The sequence below is a fragment of the Lacinutrix sp. MedPE-SW genome, assembly GCF_001874145.1.
Taxonomy (GTDB): domain Bacteria; phylum Bacteroidota; class Bacteroidia; order Flavobacteriales; family Flavobacteriaceae; genus Lacinutrix.
The window spans coordinates 51627-77013 of sequence record NZ_MPCX01000003.1 but is presented as its reverse complement, the minus strand read 5'-3'; the positions used below and the strand labels follow the sequence as shown (position 1 = coordinate 77013).

Here is a 25387-nt window from a genome sequence, read left to right as displayed (position 1 = left end):
AGTTAAACAGCTTCAATTACTGTTTTATTTCTTTTTTTTAATAGCTCCCAAATAAATACGCTAAAAACAACTACATATTCTAAAGCAATAATCCAGAGATTTTCGGTGTTATCTGTATTTGCATAAGCGAGATAACTTATAATTACAATAAAACTCCACACCAATGGAAACTTGTAATTTGTAAATACACTTAGCATAAGTATAGTTGCAATGTACCATGGATGTACAGTTGTACTTAAAAACAAATAGATTGTAAAACTAAAAAGCATAGCGGTAATTAGTTTTTTTAAACTTGTGTTTTTCTTGAAAAACGATATGTAAAGAATAAAAAGTACTGTAATAACTGGTAAAACTTTACCAATTACAGCAATCTCATTATAACCTCTAAACCAATAGCCAATAGCTCTTGCTATATAATAAATACTAGCATTAAACTCAAAATTACTAAACCAAAGTCCAACAGTTTTGGCATAATTGTCTATAAATTGTGATGAGAAAAATGGAGCAAATAGCAATAGTGTTGTAACTAAAACGATGGTATAAAATGTAATGAGTTTTATAAAATTTTTAATTGTTTGCTTTTTTAAAAACCACCAGAAAAACAATGGTAAAAACATAAGTGGTACTAATTTAGTGGCAATAGATAAAGCAAAAACAACTGCTGCCCATTTCCATTTTCTAGCATGTAAAAGATATAAACTCCAAATTAAAAAGAAAATCATTACACCTTCAAAATGCAGATTGCCTGTAAGTTCTATTATTATAAACGGATTTAATATATACCAGAATATATTGCGTGCTGGGATTTTTAATTGTTTTAAAAGCTTTTTTCCATAATAGAGAATTCCAAAATCGGCAACAATAATTAATAGTCTTAATACCATAGCAGAGCCAATAATACTTTTTCCTGCAAATACGCCTGCTATAATAAAGCATAACTGGTTTATTGGTGGATAGTTTGTAAAATGGCTTGCATTTAGTTGTCTCATACCATTGTAGAGTTCTTGTGCTTGTGCTACAGGATATTGTGCTTGAGAGATGTAGGATTCTGGTGTGTATAAATATGGATTTATACCTTGCAGTATTAAGCGTCCGTCCCAAATAAAACGATAAAAATCTTGCGATAAATTAGGTATGGATAGTATAAATATAGCCCGAAATAAAAAGGCTATTGCTGTTAGAAAATTAGTATTTACTTTATTGCTTTTTATTAAAAAATAAAAACTTGTAAATAGTATTACATAAATAGAAACAAGCTTAACGTGTGCTGTTCTTTCTAAGTTATAGGCAAATGTAAAATATAAAACAGCACTAACAATGGTAAGTAAAATTGGGAGTTTGTTAGCTTTAAATACTGCAGAATTAAACATGGCTATGCGTTAGCGATTGAACGGTTTGTTTAAGCTGCTTTTTGTTTTTTTTACAAAAAGAGCGAGTAGTGAAAGCGCGACCTTTAGGTAACGCCCAAAATATTTTTATACTATGCTTTTGAGGTTAATGATTTAAAAAATACAAAACCGAAACCTAAAAATAACATAAGGTGAAATGGAAATAAACCAAAATCGCCACCTTGATCGCCAACTACAAATGCGCTATACATTCCAAAGGCGAAATAGAGCATTAAAAGCCCTTCGAAAATTACGTTTTTAGAGATGTTTTTTCTTAAATATTTATTGCCTTGCCAGCTGTCTTTTATAGTACTTATATTAAATTTTGGTGTGCGTACAAATTCGCTTCGTTTTCCAAAATGACCTTCTAATACGGCTATAGAATTGTGTAAACTAAAGCCCATTGCTATTGAGAAAAAGGTGAAAAACATACCTATGTAGCGAATAAAGTTTTTAAAGCCACCACCATAAGATCGTTTATACATAAACCAATAACAAACAAAGAAAATAATGGTGCTTAACACAAAGAAACTCATAACATAAAAGTATGGTTTTAGGTGTGCATATTGGTTTTTAATATAAAGCATTGGTATGCTTAAAATACCTACTACTAGTACGTTTAAAAACATGGTACTGTTAAGTAAGTGAAGTAAACCGTGCAGTTTTGTTTTTGGCGAAATGTTTTTGCTTTTTAAAACTCTAGTCATCATTTTTCTAAAGTTTTCTGCGCCACCTTTGTTCCAACGAAATTGTTGTGAGCGCGCTGCACTAATTACAACAGGTAATTCGGCTGGAGTTACCACATCTTCAAGGTATTCAAATTTCCAGTTTTTTAATTGTGCGCGGTAACTTAAGTCTAAATCTTCGGTTAATGTGTCGCCTTCCCAATTTCCTGCATCTATAATACATTGTCTGCGCCAAACGCCTGCGGTACCATTAAAATTAATAAAATGTCCTTTAGAATTACGGCCTACTTGCTCTAATGTAAAATGGGCATCTAAAGCGAATGCTTGTATTTTTGTTAGAGTAGAATAGTTTCTATTTATGTGTCCCCAACGTGTTTGTACAACACCAATATTACGGTCTATAAAATGTGGAATGGTTTTTTTAAGCCAATCTTTTTTTGGTAGAAAATCGGCATCAAAAATGGCAATAAATTCGCCTTTTGCAACTTCTAAACCTTCTTTTAAAGCTCCTGCTTTAAAGCCTTCACGATTTGTACGGCAAATATGTACAATGTCTAAACCTTGGTCTTTTAGCATTTGTACTCTTATGGCTGTAGATTCTACTGTTTCGTCTGTAGAGTCGTCTAATACCTGAATTTCTAATTTGTTTTTTGGATAATCTATTAAAGCAATATTTTCTAATAAACGCTCCATTACATACTCTTCGTTATACACAGGAAGTTGTATGGTTACATGTGGTACTTGCTCTGGATTATTAAAATCTAAATAAGGTGTTTTTACTTTTTTCTTTTGTGCAGAAATATAATTGAACAACAAATTTAACTGTGCTAATGCGTACATAAAAATAAGCACTAATGCTACAGAGTAAATAATTATAATAAATGTATTTAAATAAATCACTTTTTAAAACTGTATTTAAAAATCCAACCTAATATCTTAAAGCCAGCAAATATAGTACCTTTTACGGTTCCAGACACTTTAGAAACACCTATTCTTTGTTTATAACGCACAGGTATTTCTACATAAGTTAGTTTTTGCTTTAAAGCTTTTAGCTGCATTTCTACAGTCCAACCATAGGTTTTGTCTTCCATATTTAATGCTACAAGCTTATTGTATTTTATGGCTCTAAACGGTCCTAAATCTGTAAATTTTGCTCCAAAAAATAATCGCATTAAAAAGGTTGCTAACCAATTACCAAATACTTGTTGTGGTGTCATGGAGTTACCTTCTCTAAGTCGTTTAACTCTTGATCCTATTACAAAATCGATATCATCATTTAATATTGGTGCAACAACTTTGGTTAACTCTTCTGGGTAATCACTATAATCGCCATCAAGAAATACAATTATATCTGGCTTAATTTGAAGTTTTGCTATATAGTCCATACCTTTTAAACAGGCATAACCATACCCACGATTATTCTCGGTAAGTACTGTTGCTCCTGCCTTTTCTGCATTTGCAGCGGTTAGGTCTGTAGAATTATTGTTTACTACAATAACTTCATTTACTATGTTAGGGATGTCGTTTATTACGTTTGTAATAGAATCTTGCTCGTTATAAGCAGGAATGATGACTTTTATATTGGTCATTTAAGATCGCTCAATTTATTTTCTTTTTTAAAGGATGAAAAGTCTCTCCATTCTTTTATTTTTTTTCCTTCGGAAAACTTTGCAGCAGCAATAAGCTTGTTGTTTTTGTACATTAAGCAGTAGCCATTTTTTACATTGTTTTTTAATTGGCATTTATGGTTTATGTTTTCGTTTTTATCGTAAAACAACCACCAATTAACTTTTATGCCTTTTAAATAATGGCCTTCGCTTTTTTTCTTTCCGTTAAAAGTGTAAAAGTACCAATATTTAACGGGTTTATTGTTTTTAAAATGGCCTTCGCTTTCTAGGTTACCATTACTGTGGTAAAATTTCCAATAATCTGTTTTTAAATTATTTTCTGTCCAACCTTCAGCTTTAATGTTTCCGTTATCATAAAAAGTTTTATTATATATTTTTTCTGCGGAAGCGTTAAAACTGAATAAAAAAACAAATATGTAAATGGTGACTTTCATTTTTAAAAAGCTTAGCGTTTCATTTTATTTGTTGTTTAACAAATCCATTAAATTAACATCGTTTCCTAATAGAATTTCTTTAGGATTAATTCTGCCATCCATACTATCATTTTCTAATTTTAAAACACCACGTGGACAAACAGCACTACAAACACCACAACCAACACAGCTAGAACGTACAATGTTTTCCCCTTTTTGTGCATAAGCACGAACGTCTATTCCCATTTCGCAATAGGTAGAACAATTACCGCAAGAGATGCATTGTCCACCATTAGTTGTAATTCTAAATTTTGAAAAAAGGCGTTGCTGAAATCCTAGTATTGCTGCCATTGGACATCCAAAACGACACCACACACGGTTTCCAAAAATAGGGTAGAAGCCTGTACCAATAACTCCAGAAAATATAGCGCCAATTAAAAAGCCATATGTGCTTCGAAGTGTTTCGGCCTCAAATAAAAACACATTACTGTTACCACTAAAAAAGTGCATACCAATTAATGCCATAATTATTGCAAAGTAACCTATGGCTCCTAGCTTAGCGTCTTTACCAAGTTCTTGGCGTTTAAAAATCATGGTTAATGCAAATACTAATGTTAGTATTCCTGCAACGCTAAATAAAAACACGTTTTTTGTAAGCCAATATTTGCTAGAATCATCACCTAAGTATGAGTACACAACAGCAGTTGTCATTAACACTACAAATACTAAAACACTATGTATTACCCAACGTTCTATCTTCCAAGCATACTGTTTTTTGTTACTTAAGTGTCTAAAAGGATCTCCAGCAGTTTCAGCTAAACCACCACAACCACAAACCCATGAACAATACCAACGTTTACCGTATTTAAAAGTTAAAATAGGAGTTATTACAAATATAGAAAGTATACCAAATATTAGTAACGCGGTACCAACAGTTCCTGCGCTAATAAACCCGTCTACTCTATATTGCTCAAAATTATAATAATTAAGTGGCCAGATATTTTTAAGGTCGTAGTAAGGTAATTTAAAACTATCGGAATTTAATCTCGCCATAAATTCGGGAATTAAAAAGGCAAATGCAAGCTGAAAAAACATGACAGATCCTGTTCTAATTTGTTCGTAACGATTATGGCGGTATTTCATTAAAAATTTATAACCAAAAACTAAAATAGCAACGGTATAAAGTGTTCCATAAACAAACCATTGGCTCGCAGGATTACCACTTAATACTTTACTTAAAGGATCGAAAAGTGCAACCAAACCAGTGTTTGGAGCGCCATCTGTACCAAGACCTAACCAACCAGCTTTAAAATAAAGTACTATATAAAAAGCAGTCATTACTACACCGGTTATCCAGCCAATAATGCCTCGAGACGATATAGATTTAAACCAAACACCATCGTTTTTTATGCCTTTACTTTTACCTAAATAAGCAAGGTTTGTAAACCAAATGGTACCAGCAGTTATAAGTCCAAGAGACAAAGAAAGCCATAACACTTTGTTGGTGAAACCAACATTTAAAAAGGCTAAAACCAATATAAAAAGCCCTAGAACACCTATTCCAGAAGCTATTTTTTGTTTTGTAGATAAGTCTTTTGCATTTGCTAAAGACATATTGTGATTTAATTTATTACTCATCTTGTTAGGTTAGGCTGTTTGTAATTGTTGGTTATATGCTTTAATGATGTCTTTCTCAAAATGACTAAAAAACTCTGGATCGAAATTAGCTGTTGCTAAATTTTTAATCACATAGTCAATGTCTCTTTCTTCGGTAAGCCAACGGTTAAAAACTTCATGTCGCATTCTAATACCAAAAGTATTTATACCTAAAAATGTATTTGTAGTATTGTTATAAGCTACAGTTATACACTTTGTATCGTCTTCATGTTTCCAGTGAAAATGAGACTCGTTATCTTTTTTATTTCTTTCGCTAAAAACCCAACCGTAAGTTTGGTATTCGATATCTAAAAATTTTGCAGAATTAAACCAGTGTCCTGGATTATATGCCATTTTATTACCACAAATTGTTTGTGCTAAAACTTCTCCCATCATACGTCCTGTATACCAAACTGCTTCAATTGGTCTGCGTTGCCCAATAGCTTCGTGCTGTTGTGCACAATCGCCAATAGCATAAACATCTGGTATATTTGTTTCTAAATATTTGTTTACTAAAATACCTTTATCAGTTTCGATATTAGAGGTTTTTAAAAAATCTATATTTGGTGTTACACCAGCAGTTAAGCCTACAACATTACAAGCGATTTCTTCTCCAGTTTCTTCGATAATTATAGACTTTACACGGCCATTTTCATCAGCTTTAATTTCTTTTAAATTTGTAGATAAGCGTAAATCTATGTGGTGACTTTCAATATGTCTATTAATCATAGCGCTTTCACCTTTTGGTAAAACACCGTTCCAAAAACTACTTTCGCGTACTAAAAAAGTAACAGGAATATTTCTTGTCATTAGCATTTCGGCTAACTCAATACCAATTAATCCACCACCAACAATTACTGCTCTATTGCATACTTCATTATTTGGTGCGTTTGCTTCTAAAGTTTCTAAATCCTGTTTACTATATAAGCCTTGTACACCATCTAAGTCTTGTCCAGGCCAACCAAACTTATTTGGTTTACTTCCTGTAGCTAGAACTAGTTTATCATACTGTAAAGTATCACCATTATTAAAATGTAATGTTTTAACAGCCGTATCTACATTTTTAACATAACCGTTTTTAAGTTCGATTCTATTTTTTTTCCAAAACCAATCCTCATAAGGTTTAGTATTCTCGTAGGTCATGTGACCCATATAAATATACATTAGTGCAGTACGCGAGAAAAAATAATCGGACTCTGCAGAAACAATTGTAATTTTTTTGTCGGAATTTTTTCGAATATGTCTTGCAGTAGTGACGCCAGAAATTCCGTTGCCAATAATAACAATATGCTCCATGTTTTAAGTTTTGTTTTTTGTTAGGTCGTGACTAAAGATAAAAACTTAATCGTGAAGTGGTATTTAGAATAAATATAAATTGCGAATAACGTTTAAAAAGAATTTTTTTTCAGTTTTTGAAAGTTTTTAAAAATGTTTCAGACTTAATTTTTAATTGTAAACATTTTAACATTTTGTTTTATGAAAAAAATAATAGTAATAATATTAATGAGTTTGGGAGGTTTTTCTGCGGAAGCGCAAACTATAGAAACCTTTTTTAAACAAGCAGATTCTTTTTTTAAAACTTATGTAAAAAATGGAAGAGTCGCTTATTCTGAAATAAAAAAAGAACCTTCTACATTAAATGAAGTTTTAAAAACAGCTGAAGGTATTACAGTATCTAAAACCGATGCTAAAAACTATCAAGCCTTCTGGATAAATGCTTATAATCTTTCGGTTATTAAAGGTTTAGTTGATAATTATCCAACAAGCTCGCCTTTAAACGACAAAGGTTTTTTTGATAAAACAAAATACAATTTAGCAGGAAAAAAAGTAACCTTAAATAGCATAGAAAACGATTTGTTAAGAGCCCAGTTTAAAGATGCCCGTTTTCATTTTGTTTTAGTGTGTGGTGCTGTTGGTTGTCCGCCATTAATTAATAAAGCTTATTTGCCAATTACATTAGAAGCACAACTACAAAAGCAAGCAACATTAGCCATTAATGGCGATTATTTTATTAAGGTAAATAATAAAAAAAAGCAGGTAAACGGTTCTAAAATATTAGAATGGTATAAAGAAGATTTTACTGTAAATGGCAAGTCTGAAATAGAATACCTAAACAGTTTTAGAACTGCTAAAATTCCAACAGACTATAAGCTTTCTTATTTTGAATATAATTGGAATATAAACAAGCAATAACAACATGTTGCTAACGCATAAATTCCCTAACTAATACTAAAAATCACCTTTAAATGAAAAAAACAACCTTACTATTTATAGCTTTAGCTACAGGATTTTTGAGCTTTTCTCAAGAAACAGAAGAACAAACAGAAAGTAATATACAAACGTATACACCATCAAAATTATTAAACAAAGGACAATGGGATATCAAGTTTTTTAATAGTCTATATACGCAAACCAAACAAACAGATGCTGGTAGTGATGCGCAGGATATATTAAGAGAAAACTTTTTTACAAACACGACCGAGATTTATACAGGAGTTAGTAATAATTCTAGAATAAATGTTGGTTTAATTTTGCAGGTTAGAGCCAATACATTTAATGGTCAAGATGCGTTTAGCGTATTTAGTTTCGAAAATAATGGCATAGATTCCAGAAGTGGTTTAACAACAATTGCACCATCAATTAGAGTGCAGCCTTTTGCAAATATTCCTAATTTTTCGTTTACAAGTTCTGTGTATTTACCAATATTTAAAGACGAACCTGGAGCAAGATATTTAGACAAGCGAAGTGTGTTTTGGGAGACAAAATTTTTCTATGACAAAACATTTGGTGGTGGCGATTGGCAAATATTTACAGAAGCCGATTTTGGTTTTAATTTTGGAGAAAAGGCAAGCGAAGCTAACCCAGAGGAAGTAAATATTGGTGAGCGTTTTGCTAATAACAGTATGTTTTTACCAGTAAGTGCTTTTTTAAGTTATTTTCCATCAGGAAAATCTACAGTATTTGTAAATGCACAACAAGCCTTTTTAATAGACTTAGGAAACGATTTTTCTCAAAACTACACACAATTAGGATTTGGTGGTAAATACCAACTTTCGCAAACATTAAATATTGAAGCGTCTTACGGTAAAATAGTAAGAGGTCATAGTTTTCAAGGTTTAGGTAATACATACAGTTTAGGTTTAAGAGCATTATTTTAAAATTAATTAATAGTAAATTAGGAGTTTAATTATAAGTAGAAATAATGAAATATATTAAGCTCCTTTTTTTATCATTAATAGTACTGTTACAATCATGTAACGGTCAAGAAAAAATTAATGGTGTAAGCTTTGTAGCGTCAGGCATACCAGTAACAGATGTTCATACAAATCCAGTAGTAAATGTACATGCAAATTATGCAGCTATTATGCCATTTGGTTTTACAAAAAGTCTGGAAAATCCAGAGATAATACATAATTCTAATAGACAATGGTTTGGTGAAACCAGAGCTGGCGTTAAGCAATATGGCAAAAGTCTTCAGGCTAAAGGCATAAAAATTATGGTAAAACCACAAATATGGATTAGAAATGGTGAGTTTACAGGCTATTTGAAAATGAAAACAGAAGCCGATTGGAAAACTCTAGAAACCTCTTACTCCAGTTTTATTTTAGAATACGCTGAAGCTGCCCAAGAAATAAACGCAGAAATTCTATGTATTGGAACAGAACTAGAACAATTTGTAGCCAATAGACCAGAATATTGGAGTAACTTAATTACTGAAATTAAAAAAATATATAAGGGAAAATTAACCTATGCCGCAAATTGGGACGAGTATAAACGTACACCATTTTGGAAACAGTTAGACTATATTGGTATTGATGCTTATTTTCCTGTAAGCGATAGTAAAACACCAACAGTTGAAGAATGTTTAAAAGGTTGGAAAACACATAAAACAACAATTAAATCGTTTTATGATACTTACCAAAAACCAATTTTGTTTACAGAATATGGTTATAGAAGTGTTGATTATGCAGGTAAACAACCTTGGGTTTCAGACCGTAGTATGAACACTGTAAATTTAGAAGCACAAAATAATACCACTAAAGCTTTGTTTGAAACCTTTTGGAAAGAAGATTGGTTTGCTGGTGGTTTTATTTGGAAATGGTTTCACGCCCATGATGAGGTTGGCGGTGAAAACGACAGCCAATTTACGCCTCAAAATAAACCAGTAGAAGCCATAATAAAAAACCATTTTAAATCACACAAATGAAAACCTTTGCACTAACATTAAGTATTATTTTATCTGGTTTACTTTTAGCTCAAAGTCAAACCATTTTAGATCTTAAAGTGCAAGGCAATAAAAAAATAAAAAGCTCATTTGTTGTAAAAATTTCTAGAGCAAAAGCAGGAACAGTGTTAGATTCTACAATACTTGAAGAAGATATTAAACGTTTAAAAAGATTACCAGCAGTAGCACATGCCTATTATCAAGTATTTAAAAGTCATGGCGAAACCTATAATGTGTTTTATAATATTGAAGAAAATTTCACAATCATACCATCGGTAAATTTTTATACAACTAATGATGATGAATTTGCCTATAGAATAGGTTTGTACGAATTTAATTTATTAGGAAGAAATATAACTTTTGGCGGATTTTACCAAAAAGATATTTACAGTTCTTATGGTATAAATTTTAGAGCACCATACTTATTTAGTAGACAATTTGGTCTGGCAATAAACCATCAAGATTTAACAACTCAAGAACCTGTTTTTTTCGATAATACTACTGCCGATTATAAATACAGAAATAAAGCTTTTGAAATTTTAGGATTATATGAGATTAATTTTAATAACAGGATAGAATTAGGTGTAAACTATTTTACTGAAGATTATGAATATAAATTTGGAGCTACAAATCCCAACGTACCATTAAATTTAAATGTAAAAAAGTTGCTTTATAAAGCCATTTACGAGTTTAGTGATTTAGATTACGATTACCAATATGTAGAAGGTTTTAAAAGCATATTAAACCTTCAATATGTAACATCTAGAAATGAAGATTTACCAGAGTTTGTAATAGGCTGGAACGATTTTAATTATTATAAAAAAGTGCTAAGTAAAGGCAATTGGGCATCGCGTTTACGTATAGGTTTTGCAACTAATAGCGACACACCTTTTGCTCCGTTTTCGGTAGATAATAATATTAATATTCGTGGTGTAGGTAATACCATAGATAGAGGTACTGGAGCTATAGTTTTAAATACCGAATACCGTTACACGTTATACGAGAAAAACTGGTTTGCTTTGCAAGGCAATGCTTTTTTAGACGCTGGATCTTGGCGAAATCCTGGAGGCGATTTAGGTGACTTTGGGCAAGCCGATAATATTAGAGTTTATCCAGGCGTTGGTTTGCGATTTATACATAAACGTATTTTTAATGCTATTTTTAGAATAGATTACGGTTATGGCGTAACTAAAGGAGATACACAAGGCTTGGTTTTTGGCATTGGGCAATATTTTTAATTAACCTTTTCTATAAATTTTCTTAATCTTTCATTTTTTGTTTTTAGTATTAGAATGATAATATTTATAACTTGTTATAAATTATAATTATGAAATTACATAGAACATTTGCCATTGGAGATATTCATGGCGGTTTAAAAGCTTTAAAACAAGTATTAGAGCGTATTGAAATACAAGAGAACGATCACTTTATTTTTCTTGGAGATTATGTAGATGGTTGGAGCGAATCGGCTCAAGTTATTCAATATTTAATTAATTTTTCTGAAAAATATAATTGTGTTTTTATAAAAGGAAATCATGATGTTTGGTGCGAAAAATGGTTAAAATCTGGAGCTACTAATGACGCTTGGTTAATGCATGGAGGAAAAGATACTGTGGAGAGTTATAATGGTTTTTCGGAAAAAGAAAAACAGAAACATCTTGAGTTTTTTCAAGACATGAAAATTTATTTTATAGACCATAACAACCGTTTATTTTTACATGCTGGTTTTACTTCTATGCATGGTGTAGAAAAAGAAGTTTTTGAAAAAAGTTTTTATACAGATAGAACACTTTGGGAAATGGCTTTAGTTATGGATAAGCGTATAAAAGAAGACTCAGCACTTTATCCAAACAGATTAAAACACTACAAAGAAATTTATATTGGGCATACACCAACAACCCGATTTAATTCTACAGAACCAATGCAAGCTATAAATGTGTGGAATGTAGATACAGGCGCTGCTTTTACAGGAAAAGTTTCTGCTATAAATTTAGATACAAAAGCTGTAATACAAAGTGATGAGGTGCAAAAAATGTATGCTAATGAAAAAGGAAGAAACCCAAAATCTTTTAACGATTCGCACTAGTTTTTTATGCTAAATATTTAAGCAATGTGTTTTTTATAATACGCACATAAATCTTCGGCACTAGCACCAAACCATTTTTTTACATAAATAGCCCAAAAGTGGTATTGTAATTTCCAAATACCGTGACGTTTGTATAACCTATCTGATGTCTCAATTTTTTTATTAATCACAACAAATTCGTTGCGTTTATAAAGTTCATTAATTAAAATATTATCTTCATAAATAATATAGCTTTCATCAAAACCACCAATATCTTCAAACAAGGCTTTTGTTATAAATTGACTTTGGTCACCACCACGACAAGCACGCCATTTAAATTGTGTAAGCCAACTTGCTAAACGTAACCACCAATGGTTGTTGTTAAAAGTTAAGCGAAAACAACCAGCTTGGTTATTCTGTTTTACTTCTTCTATAATATATTTATCGTAATGTGTTGGCGGAAAAGAATCGGCATGTAAAAAGTACAAAATCTCACCAGAAGCCATTTTTGCTCCAGTATTCATTTGTTTGGCTCTTCCTTTTTCAGAGTTTATAAGCTTTACCTTTAAATCAAGGTTTCTTACAATTTCTTGAGAACCATCTGTACTGCCACCATCGACAACAATTATTTCTTGAATGTTTTGTAATGAAGCATTATCAATTAAATGAAAAAGTAAATTTTCAATATTGTCTGCTTCGTTTAAAATAGGAATTACTATGCTAATCATAGAATCATTTACGAAATAATTAGCTGTTTAGTTTTGTTCATTTAAACTCCAATCATAATCTAAATACTCTACTTTGGTATTGGCGTTTATTTTGGTATCACTGTATTTATTGATATAGTCTATAACAGAACCATTTTCAGTAAAATCACTTTTATACCATTTAAATATTTCAGAAATTTTAATGCTATCTGAAGCTATTTGGTTTTTAGAATTGTTGTTTATAAATTCTTTTGTGGCACGCTCCATTAATGCCATGACATTAGCTTCAGTATAAGCTTCATCTAATAATTTTGGGCATGAGGTTGATGCGCAATTAATAGCAAAATGTATTCTAGGTTCATTCATTTTACGTAAAATTCCATTTTCTAATCCCGCTAAAGAAAATTCATTATCACCTATTTTAAATCTGTTTTTTAACCATGGTTTGTCAATATCCTTAATGCTTTCTGTAGGATAGTTTTCTATTATAAGTTTTATGGTATTGGCATTGTAAACATTAATAAAATAAGCTAGTTGTGTTTCTACACTCCAAGCTTTAGACGGTGTTTGTTGTTCCAGGTAATTAATATAACTGTTTAATTTATCGCTATCATTTTTAAAACCTTTGTAATCTACATCGCCAATTTTAGCGACGTATTTTTTTAGCAAAGCATCAAACTGAGCATGATCTACTGTTTGTGTAGTTTTTGTGCTTTCTGTTTGTGAATTTTTACTTACAGTATCCACTGTTTTTACTGGTAAACCTTTAGCCGAAAAACAACTGTTTAAGGTTAAAGCAACACAAGCTAAAAAAAGTAACTTTTTCATAAATAGATTTATTTTTTAAATTTTATAGGATACAATTCCTGACTAACAAAATCCTTTGGGAAGTCTTCATCTCCATGAAATCCTAACTCAATATCCTTACCATTATAAGGTACGTAATTTGTGTTAAATAAATAATCCCATAGACTTAAAGTTAAGCCAAAATTCACACCGTAACTTCCTTTTTTAGGCAATTCTCTTGCGTGATGCCAAATGTGCATTTTTGGGTTATTAAATACGTATTTTAAAACACCATAATCCCAACCTAGATTAGCATGGTTTAAGTGTCCAATGGTTATGCTAAAAAAGTGAACAATAGCCACGTGTTTAGCGTCAAAACCACCAATTATTGCAATTGGTATGTAGAGTAAAGATTTATAAACTATTGGCTCCATCCAGTGGTAGCGTAAGTGTGCAGCAAAGCCCATTTCTTTTACGCTATGATGTACTTTATGAAAGTTCCATAAAAACGGAACACGATGCAGTAGTCTATGCGTATTCCATTGTGTGAAATCGCTAACTATAAAAAAGATAAGTAAGCCTAACCACAATGGTAACTCGTCTACATCAAACAATTGAAAGTTAGCAATAGAGAGTCCAACTAAGCCTAAAATATCATCAAAAAAGTTTGCAGCAGTATCTGTTAATGCGATGAGTACTATTAAATTTAAAAGAAAAAAGTTAAAGAACATATAGAACGTATCTAACCAAAAATCTTTTCTAAAAATAGATTGGTCTTTACGCCATGGAAATGCAATTTCTAATATCCAAACTAGAATTGAAATTACAATTAGGCCATAAAAAAAGTTATCCCAATGGTTAATGGTTATAATCTCGTTTTTAAGATAATTCCAATAACCAGAATACGCATTTTTTATTATATCTATATATCTTTTCATATATCACTAAAGATCATAGCAAATTAAGCTGTGTTAGTTTCGACGCATTTATGTCTATCTACTTACAAGCTTTTAATTAATTCTTTAAATAATGTAATCATATTAGGTTCTGCCTTTGTTGCCATAGCAATAATCTCTTCAATATTTACTGGCTTTAAGTTTTCAGGGTCGCACTCGTCTGTTAATACAGAAACGGCAGCAACTTTTAAGTTTAAATGGTTGGCAACAATAATTTCGGGAACCGTACTCATGCCCACAGCATCTGCACCAATAATTTTTAGCATTCTATATTCTGCTCTGGTTTCAAGTTGAGGTCCAACAACACTAGCATAAACACCTTTATGAAGTTTAATATTATTGGCTTTTGCAATGGCTTCAAATTTTGAATTTATTTCTGCATCATAAGGCGCACTCATATCTGTAAAACGTTCTCCAAGTTTTTCAACACCTTTAAATGCTAATGGCGAACTACCTTGTAAGTTAATATGGTCGTCAATTAACATTAATTCACCTTTTTTGAAGTCTAAATTTATTGCACCAGATGCGTTTGAAACTAACAGCGTTTTTATGCCAAGTTTTTCCATTACACGCACAGGATATGTTACATCTTGTAAGGTGTAACCTTCGTAAATATGAAACCTACCTTGCATAACAATTACAGTTTTACCTTCTAGTTTACCATAAATAAGTTTTCCTTTATGAAACTCTACAGTAGCAGTTGGAAAATGTGGAATGTGGTTGTAACTTACCTCTTCAATAACCTCAAGCTCATCTGTAATTTTACTTAAACCAGTACCTAGAATAATACCAACTTCAGGATTATTAAAACCTTTCTCTTTTAAGTATTCTACTGTTTTTTTTATGTATTTAATCATTGTTTTTTATAATATTTTGTAGTGGTTTAATATGTTCTAAATCTTCGTATAAATCTATATCATTTAATGTTTCTAATAAATGAATTTTTTGGTTTGTTAAGTTAGAAATTGTATCGCTAAAAACAGTTTCTGTTCCCCAATTTTTATTTTTAAAAACCGAAGTGTGTAATGTTTTCATGCCTAATAGATAATAACCGCCATCTTCTGCTGGACCAATTACAACATCATTACTATCTAAGGCTTTAAAAGCGTCTTCTATATGTTGCGGTTGTAAATGAAATAAATCGCTACCAACAATTACTATTTTTTGGTAGTTGTTGTCAAATCCATTTTTAAATGCGTTTTGCATTCTAATACCTAAATCGTCTCCAACTTGCTGGTATTTTTGAAATACTGAAGCATCCCATAAATCGTTCTCTCTAATTTTTACAGAATAATAGACTGCTTTATCTGCATCAACTTGTTTAATAACCTGTTCTGTATGCTGTAAAAGATATTTGTAAACTCGTAATGCTGCTTCGTCTCCAATAGTTTTTGCTAAACGTGTTTTACATTTTCCTAACTCTGGATTACGTGTAAAGGTTATTATAAGATTCTTACGCATTTTTATTGCTTTTTAGAGTTTTTAGGTTGTTTTTCATCTTTTTTAAACACTTTTTTACCTTTTTTAAGCCATTTACTCCACGTTTTGCTAAAAGTATGTATGTTTTCTGTTTCGTTATTTTGAGAATCTATAACAGTAAAATCTTTATTTTTCCATTCAAAAATACCACCGTATAAATTATAAACATTTGTGTATCCTGCTTTTTTTAGTTTTTCGCCTATAGTTTCAGAGCGAATACCAAGCGAACAATAGACTACTATTTTTTCGGATTTATTAGGGTATTTTTTTTCAATTGAAGCCAAATCAAAATTATCGTAACCAACGCAAACAGCATTTTTTAAATGGCTGACTTCATATTCTTTTGGTTCACGTGTATCAAAAATAATAGCATTGGTTTTAGGCATTGCTAATTCTTCTACACTTATATATGGTACACCATTATCGTTGTACTGTTTTAGCAAATCGTCTATAGTTTTTTGTGCAGATAATTCTACAGAAAATAAAGCAATTAGTATAAGTATAACGTGTTTCATGGTACTGTAATTTAATCAATTAAAGTGTGATGCCAAAACCTTGCAAACCACTTTCTACTGCTGGTAAAATTTCGGTATTATCCCAAATTCCTGTAACAATAGTTCGGGCATATTCTTCTGGTAATAAACCGTTTTGCATAAGCTTATTAGTAAGCTTATAATTATAGTCGAGGTTATGGTGTTTAAATTTCAAATCTCCGTTAGTGTCATCTAAAATAGCATACCAAACTTGAGGCGAACCATCGTTAGCAGGCATACCAATAACACCTGGATTTAGCCATAACTTATTGTTTTCTTCATGATAAAAAGGCAAACCACAGTGTCCAGCAACTATAACATCGCTTTGGGTTGCATTAAAGGTCTCTTCTTTTTTTTGCCAAGAAGTAGATTTAAATATAAATTCCGAAACATTAAAGTAATCACCATGTACAACGCTGATTTTTTTGCCAGCATATTCAAAAACAATGTGATCTGGGAAAGTTTCAAGATGGTTTATAGAACTTTTAGAAAGTAAACTTTGTGCGTAAGGATACCATAATTTTGAAAAGCCATCGCATCGAGAGCCTTCGGTAAAATCGCAACCACAATCTTCAGCATTTTCAATTAATTGTATTTCTACATTACCTAAAATACTATTAGCTTTCCAAAGTTTAAATAACTGTACGGTTTCTTCAGGTTGTGCGCAATAGCCAACTATATCTCCTGTGCAAATACAGTTTTCGGCAGGAATTTCTTCTTTTTCGGCAATTGCTTTTAATGCTTCAAGTGCTTGAAGATTACTGTAAACGCCACCAAAAAGTAATACTTTACCTTTTAATGTTCCTATGTTGTTTATTTTTTTATTCATATATAATTCTGCTATAAAACAGAAAGTTTATTATTTTAAAAAAGCTTTTGGCAAAAAGTATAATACGATACAACTTAAAATACCCCAAATATTTACCCACAATAATTGTGCATATTTACCTGTTGTAAAAATTAAAGATTCTGGAAAAGCATTAAATACTAATAAAAAACCAAAAACAAGACCACAAACCACACTTAAATAGAAGCTTAACCTTGGAACATTTACATTCCAAAACAGAAATATTGGAGTTAAGCCAATAACCATTGTTCCTGAAATTGTAGTTGCTGAAAGGATTTCGGCATTAAAAAATATTGGAATAGTACCTAAAATAGCAATTGCTACCATGGCTAGCCTACCAAAAGAAATGTTTTTTCCGAAGCCTAAATCTACTGCTAATAATTTTGAAAATGATGAAAATGTAGAGTCTAATGTTGATGCAGCAGAAGTTATCATTATAAAATTAATAACTAATAAAATAACAACACCAAAAGCTTTGCCAACCTCTACAGCGGCTTGACCTTTAAAACCTTGTGTTTGCGCATAAATACCAATAATGCTAAATAATATAATACACAAACCACCTAGAACGCTTGCCCAAAGAAAACTTTTTAAAGTCACTTTAGGTGTACTTATAAATGCACGATCTGTTAAAACAGGATCATGAAAAGGATAGCTAAACGATTGTAAAATGGCTGCAAAAAAGAGGTTTAAGCCTAACTCAAAACTCCAAGTTCCTGATGAAATTACTTGGCTTGCCGAAAAATTTTCTACAGAAAAAATACTATATAAAATAATTATTAATAAAATTGAAAACAACACCATTTGTATAACATCTGTAAAAATAGAGCTGCTTAAACCTCCTTTAATAGCATAGGCTAATGTTAATAATGTAAATACAATAATAGCAGTAAAGTAAGGTGTAGAACCTTGCACACCAAAGTATGAGCCAATAACCATAGTATTACTCCAAACTTCATTAAACAAACGAATGATTATTAATATTGAAAATAATGCAACTGCACGACGCCCATATTTACTGGTTAAAAATTCATGAATACTATTAAAACCACCTTTAGTTCTTAGTTTATAAATTAAAACACCAGCAACTGCAAAACTTAAGTAATAACCAGCGTAAGCAATACCACCAACTAAACCAAAGTCTAAACCTAAATTAGCAGCATTAGTAATACTTTTGGCAAAAATCCATGAGATAATTAAACTTCCAGTAAGTACTAATACATTTGGTGATTTTTTATTATGGTTTGCTTTAAAAAAAGAGTCGCTGGTTTTTGCCAATGGCGAAAGTAGGAACAAGATTAAACTTGATCCTACTACTAAAACCCATTGCCATATTTCTGTACTCATATTTTAATTTTCGTCCCACCAAACTGGGAAGTTAATACTGTTGTCGTTTGTTGCGCTTGCTGCTGCTTGGTAGTTTTCTGCATTTAAAGCTTCTTCCTCTGCAGGATAAGGCATTCTTACCGGAATTAAATTGTTGTTTAAACTTGCCGAAATTGGGTTAAGTTCTGGAAATCCTGTACGGCGATATTCTATCCAACCTTCGTAACCATTTATTAAATTGGCAATCCATTTTTGAGTAATAATTTGTTGTAGCGGCGTTGTTCCTGGAGCATTAAATGCAGCATTTCCTGTTAAATAATCTGTAGGCATTTCGGTTTGCCAATACTCAAAAGCAAGAGCGACTCCGTTATTATATAATTCTTCTGCGTTGGCTGTTATTAATCCTTTTTGGGCAGCTTCGGCAAGTGCAAATTGTACTTCCCAGGCGGTAATAAAATTAGCATCTAAAACCGAAGTATCTTCTCTAAAAGCTGTTCCTGCTAAAGAATAATCGGCTAAAGCAATAGAGGTTGAAGAGGCATCAATACCATTAATTAGCCCATTAAATTCTTCTGAATTTGAATTTGCAAATGGTCTAAAAAAAGTACTTATTCTTGAATCACTATAATCTAAAAGAATATTTTCCATAGTTTCAGATAACACAAAATTATTAAAGTCTCCAATTCGTAATTGTGCTAAACGGAAGCTGTTAGGATCTGAATTTGTGAAGTTAAAAACAGCATTTTCATCATTAGTGGTTATATAGTTTCCTTCACTTACTATGGTTTGCATTTCTGTAGCTACGTCTATTTTATCTGAAATTCTAAGTAAAGCTTTAATCTTTAATGCATTTGCAAATTTCACCCACGCATTTAAATCGCCATTAAATAATATGTCGCCTTCTAAAGGAATGTTTTGAGAATAGTTTTGTATTGCAGCAATACCATTATCTAAATTTTGTAGGATACCATTATCTTCTGTGTAAATAGACTCTTGGCTATCGTAAACCGGTGTTACTGTACCATTAATACCGTTAAACGCTTCAAAATATGGCACATCTCCAAACAAATCTGTTAATCCTGCAGCCATGTATGCTTTTAAAATTAATGCAGGACCTTCGTAAACTTGAAATGTAGAAATGCTTCTTGATTGGTTTAAAATAATCTCATTATCTCTTAAGTTGGTATAAAAAATTGGCCAAGGATTTCCACCTAATTGAGGTGATTTTAAGGCATGACGATCAAATAAATTAAAATCTAAAGCCGTTCTATGTTGTGATAATAAATCGCCAGCTACAAAACCTTCATAGCTCATTTCGTCTCCAAAATTATATATTACTTGACGTAATAATAAACTAGGTTGTACAGTGTTTGGAGCATTGGGATTGGTATTTATGTCTTCGAAATCTTTTGTACAGCTTGTTGTAAAAGCAAGTATAAAAAGACTGAATATATATAATGTGTTTTTCATTATTGTGAATTTTAGTTTTTCGTTTTACCCGAAAATTATTTTAAAAATTTAAACTAGCTTTTAATCCAAAACTACGTGAAGTTGCATAGCTCATATCTTCAACACCACTAATAAAACCATTGCCTTGTACAGCCAATTGTTCTGGGTCAAAATGTGGATTTTCTGTTATTACAAAAAGGTTTCTTCCTATTAAAGATAAATCTATGGTGCCACCTTCTTTTAACCCTAAAAAGCCATCGCTTAGTTTAAAACCATAACCAATTGAAAATTGACGTAATTTTAAGTATGAAGCATCATATACATTATTTTCTTCATGATTTCTATCGTAAAATTGTCTGTAATAACTTTCGGCAGAAATAGCGACAGTATTAGGTTCTCCGGTTTGGGTAACACCTTGCGCAATAATACCTTCTTCAGGTCTGTATTCTGTTTCGGCTAATTGGCCACCAACATTACCTAAAGCACTTGTTCTAGAAACTAATTCGCCGCCTTGTCTCCAATCGAATAAAAAACTAGCGGTCCAATTTTTATATTTAAAATCGTTATTCCATCCTAAGGTAAAGTCTGGGTTGTAATTACCTAGTTTTTGTAAGTTGTTATCTGCAATATAGTTTCCGTTATCATCTATTATAAAATCTCCATTTTCATTTTTTAAATAACCTGTACCATAAAAATCACCAATACGTCCGCCTTCTTCAACTTGAAACCAAACGGTTTGGTTTTGAGAATCGTAAATCCTGCTATAAGCTAAAGTTAAACGGCCATCTGCCTGAGGTAACTCTGTAATAGTAGCTGTATTTGTAGCGAAATTAAACGTTGTATTCCAAGTGAAGTTATTGCTTTTAATAGGTGTTAATCCGGCAATAATTTCTACACCTTTAGAGGTTACTTTACCACCATTTACAACTTGTTGAGCATAACCAGAAGAAATAGGAATTGGTAAAGAAATTATTTGATCTTTAGTAATTGCATTATAATATGTAAAGTCAATTCTAAACCTATCGTTTAAAAAGCGTAAATCTGCACCAAACTCGTAAGACGTTGTGCTTTCTGGTTTTAAATTACTATTTGGTATAAAGTTTTGATTACTAAATGTAGGTTCGCTATTAAACGGCGTTTGTGATACAAATGCACCAGAAGTTTGGTAAGCGCCAGTATCGTTACCAACTTGTGCAACACTCGCTCTTAGTTTTACAAATGAAATGCTTTCTGGTAACATGGTTACATTAGATAAAATAAAACTTGCTGAAACCGAAGGATAGAAAAATGAAGTTTGATTTGCCGAAAAAGGTGTTGCTAATGCACTAGACCAATCGTTACGGCCAGTAATATCTAAAAACAAATAATCTTTGTAGCCAAATTTAGCAATACCATATAATGAGTTAATTCGTTTTTTAGATTTGTATTGAAACACTTCTATTGGTGATGCGGCATTATTTAAACTAAATATACCTGGTTGTGCTAAATTAACTGTTTGTGTTTGTTTTGTAGATGCAGTTTGGTCTAAGCGGTTACCACCTAAAGAAACATCTATTTTAAAATCGCCAAAAAATGTATTATAATTTAGTAAAAAGTCTGTGTTAATCTCTCTGTAGTTAACATCATGCTCTGCGTAAGCACCATTTTTAAAGCGGTTGCTTGAAAAAGCACGACGCAGTTCTCTTTTTTCACTAGAGTAGTCCATGCCGGTTCTTACTTGCAAGCTTAAATTGTTAGTGAAATTGTGTTTTAAAGCAATGTTTCCAAATACACGATCACGGTTAAAAGCGTTTCGATTTTCGTATAAAATAAAGTATGGATTATCGAAAAAAGTATAATTAAACGAGTATTGTTGTACATTTTCTAGTCCAGGTTGCCAATAATTTTTTAGGTTATTAATATTTAAGCTTCGCGGTCCCCAAGCAACAAGAGAGTAGTTTACGTTTTCACTACCATAACCATTTGAAGGTCTATTGTCACTACTTGAATTAGTATAAGCAATAGATGATGAAAAGGTTGTTTTTTCTGTAGGTTGAAAATTTAATTTTACAGCAACAGTTTGTCTATCTAAATTAACACCTGGAATTATAGATTCGCTTCTTAAATCTGTAAAAGACAACCTATAATCACCATTTTCAAAACCATTTGCAATAGCAATATTATTTATGGTAGTAACACCAGTTTCGTAAAAATCTTTAAGGTTGTCAGGGTTTGATTTAAATTCGGTTGGAGTAATCATTGCACCATTATATAATGCAGTATCACCACCACGAACAATGTTTCCGTTTTCTAAAAGTACAGGACTATCAAATTGAGGAACAAATATTCCTGCATCTAACCTTGGACCCCAAGAATAGCTTATGTTATCATTTGTGCCTCCGCCAAGACCATCTACAAACTCAAACATACCAGAGTTACCTTGACCGTATGAGTTTTGAAAATCTGGCAGTCTAAATGCCGTGTCTATAAATAATGATGAATTTATGCTAATGCCTAAACCTTTAGTTTTTTTACCGTCTTTAGTAGTAATAACAATTACACCATTTGAAGCTCTTGTACCATACAGTGCGGCAGCACTTGGTCCTTTTAAAACCGAAACTTCTTCAATATCGTCTGCATTAACTTCCATAGCACCATTTCCAAAATCTATTTCTTGAAAACCTGCAGCGGCTTCATTTGTAAAATTAAATACAGTATTGTTATTTATAGGTATGCCATCTACAACAAATAATGGATTGTTGTTAGAAAATGAAGCTTCACCACGAATGGTGATTTTAGAAGAAGAACCAACACCTGTAGCGCCTTGAGATACTGTTACACCAGCTAGTTTTCCAGCTAAATTATCTAAAAAATTAACAGACTTAACTTCATTTATACCTTCAGATTTTAGTGATTGTACAACGTAGCCTAATTCTTTTCTTTCACGTTCTAGACCTAATGCTGTAATAACAACTTCGTCTAATGCCGAGGCATCTTCTTCAAGTTCAACATTAATTATTGTTTTGTTTTCAATAGGTATAACTTGTGTTTTATAACCTAAAAAAGAGAATTGAATTAAGTTTGTATTATCGTCAACAATAATAGAATATTTTCCATTTTCGTTAGTGATTGTTCCTTGATTGTTTGCTGTAATAATATTTACAAACGGTAGAGTTTCTCCACTGTTAGCACTGGTAACAGTACCCGTAATTGTAGTTTGTGCAAAGCTAAAACTTGAAATTAGTAGCAAGGCACATATGTAAATGTGTTTCATTTAATTAGTTTATATTTTCAAATTAGTTTGTTTTAGAAACAGTTTTGGTAGTGTTTCTTATTTTATGTTGAAAATATAAACGGTGAGCCTTTATTGTAATTTGATGTGTTTTTTATTGTTTTAAAAAACTGAAACTGAAAATTTGCTATAGTTTTAGCTGAAGCAATAATTTGAAATAAAATATTTTTTATTAATACAGGCAGATTTCTAAAACTATTTAAAATAGTACTCGCATCCTTAGTAGAGTCAATATCTATTAAACTCTCTAATAATGAGATTTTAACTTTTTTAAGCCCTATTAATTTTAATATTCTATTATTTAACGAAGCAGTTTGCCATGGTAGATTTAAAAAATCTTTAGAATTGAATAAAGATTTTTTTATTGCCATTAAATAGAAACCACCATCTTGAGATGGACCTAAAACCAAGCTATTATTATTGCTTTTAAGTTTTCTATTAGCTTCTAGTATATGTTTTTTTTGTAAATGTGGCGTATCATTACCTACGGTAATAATATTATCGAATCCTTTATTAAAAACAAATTGTATGGCGTTTGTAAAACGAGATCCAAAAGTATCGCCAATTTGCTCTTTTTCTGTAATTATAAAATATGGTAAATTGGTTTGTTTTACTTTATTTTTAATTTGAGAATTTAAAGCGTTAAATAAGACAGTAGACTTTTTAAAAGGTTTATTTAAACCTTCAGCTTTTGCAGAATTTGCAAATATTAATATTGCTGTTTTTTGCCTCATTTATTGTTTTCGTAATTACAAAAAAAAGTGGATTTAATTTATGCTACAACACCTTGACAACTACTTCCTGCACCAGCAGTACAACCGTAGCAATGTTGTGAGATAACAATGTTTCTACCTTCTAATAATTCTTCTTTATATTCACTAATATGTTTTGCTTTACTATTAACTGGTAAGTCTAACATTTGGTTAAAATCACAGTCAAATAAATAACCATCCCAACTTACAGATAAAGTGTTTGTACACATTACATTTTCTACAGCAGCAGGATTATAAGCTTCTACTAAAGCATACATATAATCTTCGTAGTTTTCACTAGCAATTAAATAATCTAAAAAGCGAGAAATTGGTAAATTAGTTATGGCAAATAAATTATGAAAACTAATACCAAAATCTTCCATTAAGGCTTTTTTAAAGTCCTTTTCCATGGTTGCTTGATCTCCTGGTAAATAGGCGCCATTAGGGTTGTAAACTAAGTCTAGTTTTAAGTCGCTATCTGGCATGCCATATCCACGATCGTTTAATTCTTGCAAGGCTTTAATAGACATGTCAAAAACACCTTCACCACGTTGCTTATCTGTTTTTCCTCTGGTCCAGTGTGGCATAGAGGATACAACATGAATGTTGTGTTTTTTAAAGAAATCTGGTAAATCGTAATATTTTTTATTGGCTCTAATAATGGTTAAGTTAGAGCGTACAATAAAATCTTTAACACCAACTTTTGCAGCTTCTTCAACAAACCATCTAAAATTTGGGTTCATTTCTGGAGCGCCACCAGTTAAATCTAAAGTATGTGCACCAGTGACTTTTATAACATCTAGAATTTGTTGCATAGTTTCACGCGTCATTATTTCTTTTCTGTCTGGTCCTGCGTCTACGTGGCAATGCTCACAAACTTGATTACACATATACCCAACATTTATTTGAAGGATTTCAAGTTTTTTTGCTTTTAAAGGAAATTGATTGGTTTCAGCAATTTTAGTTTTAAAAGTTGGTAATTCTCCACTACCAAAAATACCATTAGATAAAATTTCTAATTGTCTATTACTATTTGCTAAATCACTATCTCTTTTTTGTAGCGATTGTGTTTTTAGTTTACCCATTATTTAGTTTTACTGTAATGTTTACGTAAAATTACTGTGATTAGTTTTGTGGATTTTGAGGAATTTAAAGATTATAAAATTTAAAGTTGATTTACAATTACTTCTGTAATCTTTAAATGTACTTTATTATATAGT

Annotated in this window: 23 protein-coding genes; 5 read left to right on the top strand and 18 right to left on the bottom strand. The window is 31.4% G+C overall.

Annotation, left to right across the window (positions count from 1 at the left end; genetic code table 11):
* Nucleotides 1–2: 2 nt before the first annotated feature.
* From BM549_RS04000 to BM549_RS03975, 6 genes are all read right to left on the bottom strand, one after another.
* On the bottom strand, nucleotides 3–1370 hold the full coding sequence (locus tag BM549_RS04000; protein WP_290469085.1) for a glycosyltransferase 87 family protein: 1368 nt from the start codon (nucleotides 1368–1370) through the stop codon (nucleotides 3–5).
* A gap of 110 nt (nucleotides 1371–1480) precedes the next feature.
* Nucleotides 1481–2914 (bottom strand): cellulose synthase family protein, encoded by a 1434-nt coding sequence (locus tag BM549_RS03995; RefSeq protein WP_290469251.1) that lies wholly within the window; start codon nucleotides 2912–2914, stop codon nucleotides 1481–1483.
* A gap of 56 nt (nucleotides 2915–2970) precedes the next feature.
* Nucleotides 2971–3663 carry a glycosyltransferase family 2 protein gene (locus BM549_RS03990; protein ID WP_290469084.1) on the bottom strand — a complete coding sequence of 231 codons (693 nt, stop codon included), beginning with the start codon at nucleotides 3661–3663 and terminating at the stop codon, nucleotides 2971–2973.
* A complete protein-coding gene (locus tag BM549_RS03985) occupies nucleotides 3660–4136 on the bottom strand; it encodes a hypothetical protein (protein WP_290469083.1) in 477 nt (158 codons plus the stop codon). The genes BM549_RS03990 and BM549_RS03985 overlap by 4 nt, the downstream gene beginning before the upstream one ends.
* Before the next feature lie 24 nt (nucleotides 4137–4160).
* Nucleotides 4161–5753, bottom strand: a complete 1593-nt coding sequence (locus tag BM549_RS03980) for a 4Fe-4S dicluster domain-containing protein (RefSeq protein WP_290469082.1) — start codon at nucleotides 5751–5753, stop codon at nucleotides 4161–4163.
* A 9-nt stretch (nucleotides 5754–5762) separates the two neighbouring features.
* The gene (locus BM549_RS03975; RefSeq protein WP_290469081.1) at nucleotides 5763–7067 is read right to left on the bottom strand and encodes an FAD-dependent oxidoreductase; all 1305 of its coding nucleotides are present in this window, start codon (nucleotides 7065–7067) and stop codon (nucleotides 5763–5765) included.
* Nucleotides 7068–7247: 180 nt separating this feature from the next.
* On the opposite strand from BM549_RS03975, the gene BM549_RS03970 reads away from it, so the two are divergent.
* The 5 genes from BM549_RS03970 to BM549_RS03950 all read left to right on the top strand — a co-directional run bounded on the left by BM549_RS03970 (nucleotide 7248) and on the right by BM549_RS03950 (nucleotide 12082).
* Nucleotides 7248–7964, top strand: coding sequence for a DUF547 domain-containing protein (locus tag BM549_RS03970; RefSeq protein ID WP_290469080.1), 717 nt, complete (start codon nucleotides 7248–7250; stop codon nucleotides 7962–7964).
* Nucleotides 7965–8017: 53 nt separating this feature from the next.
* A complete protein-coding gene (locus BM549_RS03965; protein ID WP_290469079.1) occupies nucleotides 8018–8929 on the top strand; it encodes a hypothetical protein in 912 nt (303 codons plus the stop codon).
* A gap of 44 nt (nucleotides 8930–8973) precedes the next feature.
* Nucleotides 8974–9978 (top strand): glycoside hydrolase, encoded by a 1005-nt coding sequence (locus tag BM549_RS03960; protein ID WP_290469078.1) that lies wholly within the window; start codon nucleotides 8974–8976, stop codon nucleotides 9976–9978.
* Entirely contained in the window at nucleotides 9975–11234 is a 1260-nt protein-coding gene (locus tag BM549_RS03955; protein WP_290469077.1) for an outer membrane protein assembly factor, read from the top strand. The genes BM549_RS03960 and BM549_RS03955 overlap by 4 nt, the downstream gene beginning before the upstream one ends.
* A gap of 89 nt (nucleotides 11235–11323) precedes the next feature.
* On the top strand, nucleotides 11324–12082 hold the full coding sequence (locus BM549_RS03950) for a metallophosphoesterase family protein (protein ID WP_290469076.1): 759 nt from the start codon (nucleotides 11324–11326) through the stop codon (nucleotides 12080–12082).
* Between the two features lie 17 nt (nucleotides 12083–12099).
* On the opposite strand, the gene BM549_RS03945 is transcribed toward BM549_RS03950, so the two are convergent.
* From BM549_RS03945 to arsS, 12 genes are all read right to left on the bottom strand, one after another.
* A complete protein-coding gene (locus BM549_RS03945; protein WP_290469075.1) occupies nucleotides 12100–12789 on the bottom strand; it encodes a TIGR04283 family arsenosugar biosynthesis glycosyltransferase in 690 nt (229 codons plus the stop codon).
* A 27-nt stretch (nucleotides 12790–12816) separates the two neighbouring features.
* Nucleotides 12817–13596: a DUF547 domain-containing protein gene (locus BM549_RS03940; RefSeq protein ID WP_290469074.1), complete on the bottom strand. Its 780-nt coding sequence runs from the start codon at nucleotides 13594–13596 to the stop codon at nucleotides 12817–12819.
* A gap of 8 nt (nucleotides 13597–13604) precedes the next feature.
* Nucleotides 13605–14492, bottom strand: a complete 888-nt coding sequence (locus BM549_RS03935) for a sterol desaturase family protein (RefSeq protein WP_290469073.1) — start codon at nucleotides 14490–14492, stop codon at nucleotides 13605–13607.
* 62 nt (nucleotides 14493–14554) lie between these two features.
* On the bottom strand, nucleotides 14555–15367 hold the full coding sequence (locus tag BM549_RS03930; RefSeq protein WP_290469072.1) for a purine-nucleoside phosphorylase: 813 nt from the start codon (nucleotides 15365–15367) through the stop codon (nucleotides 14555–14557).
* Entirely contained in the window at nucleotides 15360–15971 is a 612-nt protein-coding gene (locus tag BM549_RS03925; RefSeq protein WP_290469071.1) for a TIGR04282 family arsenosugar biosynthesis glycosyltransferase, read from the bottom strand. The genes BM549_RS03930 and BM549_RS03925 overlap by 8 nt, the downstream gene beginning before the upstream one ends.
* Before the next feature lie 2 nt (nucleotides 15972–15973).
* Nucleotides 15974–16504 (bottom strand): rhodanese-like domain-containing protein, encoded by a 531-nt coding sequence (locus BM549_RS03920; RefSeq protein WP_290469070.1) that lies wholly within the window; start codon nucleotides 16502–16504, stop codon nucleotides 15974–15976.
* 19 nt (nucleotides 16505–16523) lie between these two features.
* Nucleotides 16524–17351: a metallophosphoesterase family protein gene (locus BM549_RS03915; RefSeq protein WP_290469069.1), complete on the bottom strand. Its 828-nt coding sequence runs from the start codon at nucleotides 17349–17351 to the stop codon at nucleotides 16524–16526.
* A gap of 30 nt (nucleotides 17352–17381) precedes the next feature.
* Complete coding sequence (locus BM549_RS03910) at nucleotides 17382–18716, bottom strand: sodium:solute symporter (RefSeq protein ID WP_290469068.1); 1335 nt, start codon at nucleotides 18714–18716, stop codon at nucleotides 17382–17384.
* 3 nt (nucleotides 18717–18719) lie between these two features.
* A complete protein-coding gene (locus BM549_RS03905; RefSeq protein ID WP_290469067.1) occupies nucleotides 18720–20165 on the bottom strand; it encodes a SusD/RagB family nutrient-binding outer membrane lipoprotein in 1446 nt (481 codons plus the stop codon).
* 40 nt (nucleotides 20166–20205) lie between these two features.
* Nucleotides 20206–23397 carry a SusC/RagA family TonB-linked outer membrane protein gene (locus BM549_RS03900; protein ID WP_290469066.1) on the bottom strand — a complete coding sequence of 1064 codons (3192 nt, stop codon included), beginning with the start codon at nucleotides 23395–23397 and terminating at the stop codon, nucleotides 20206–20208.
* A 62-nt stretch (nucleotides 23398–23459) separates the two neighbouring features.
* Nucleotides 23460–24149 (bottom strand): DUF2064 domain-containing protein, encoded by a 690-nt coding sequence (locus BM549_RS03895; protein WP_290469065.1) that lies wholly within the window; start codon nucleotides 24147–24149, stop codon nucleotides 23460–23462.
* A gap of 38 nt (nucleotides 24150–24187) precedes the next feature.
* On the bottom strand, nucleotides 24188–25252 hold the full coding sequence (arsS, locus tag BM549_RS03890) for an arsenosugar biosynthesis radical SAM (seleno)protein ArsS (RefSeq protein WP_290469064.1): 1065 nt from the start codon (nucleotides 25250–25252) through the stop codon (nucleotides 24188–24190).
* Between the last annotated feature and the right edge of the window lie 135 nt (nucleotides 25253–25387).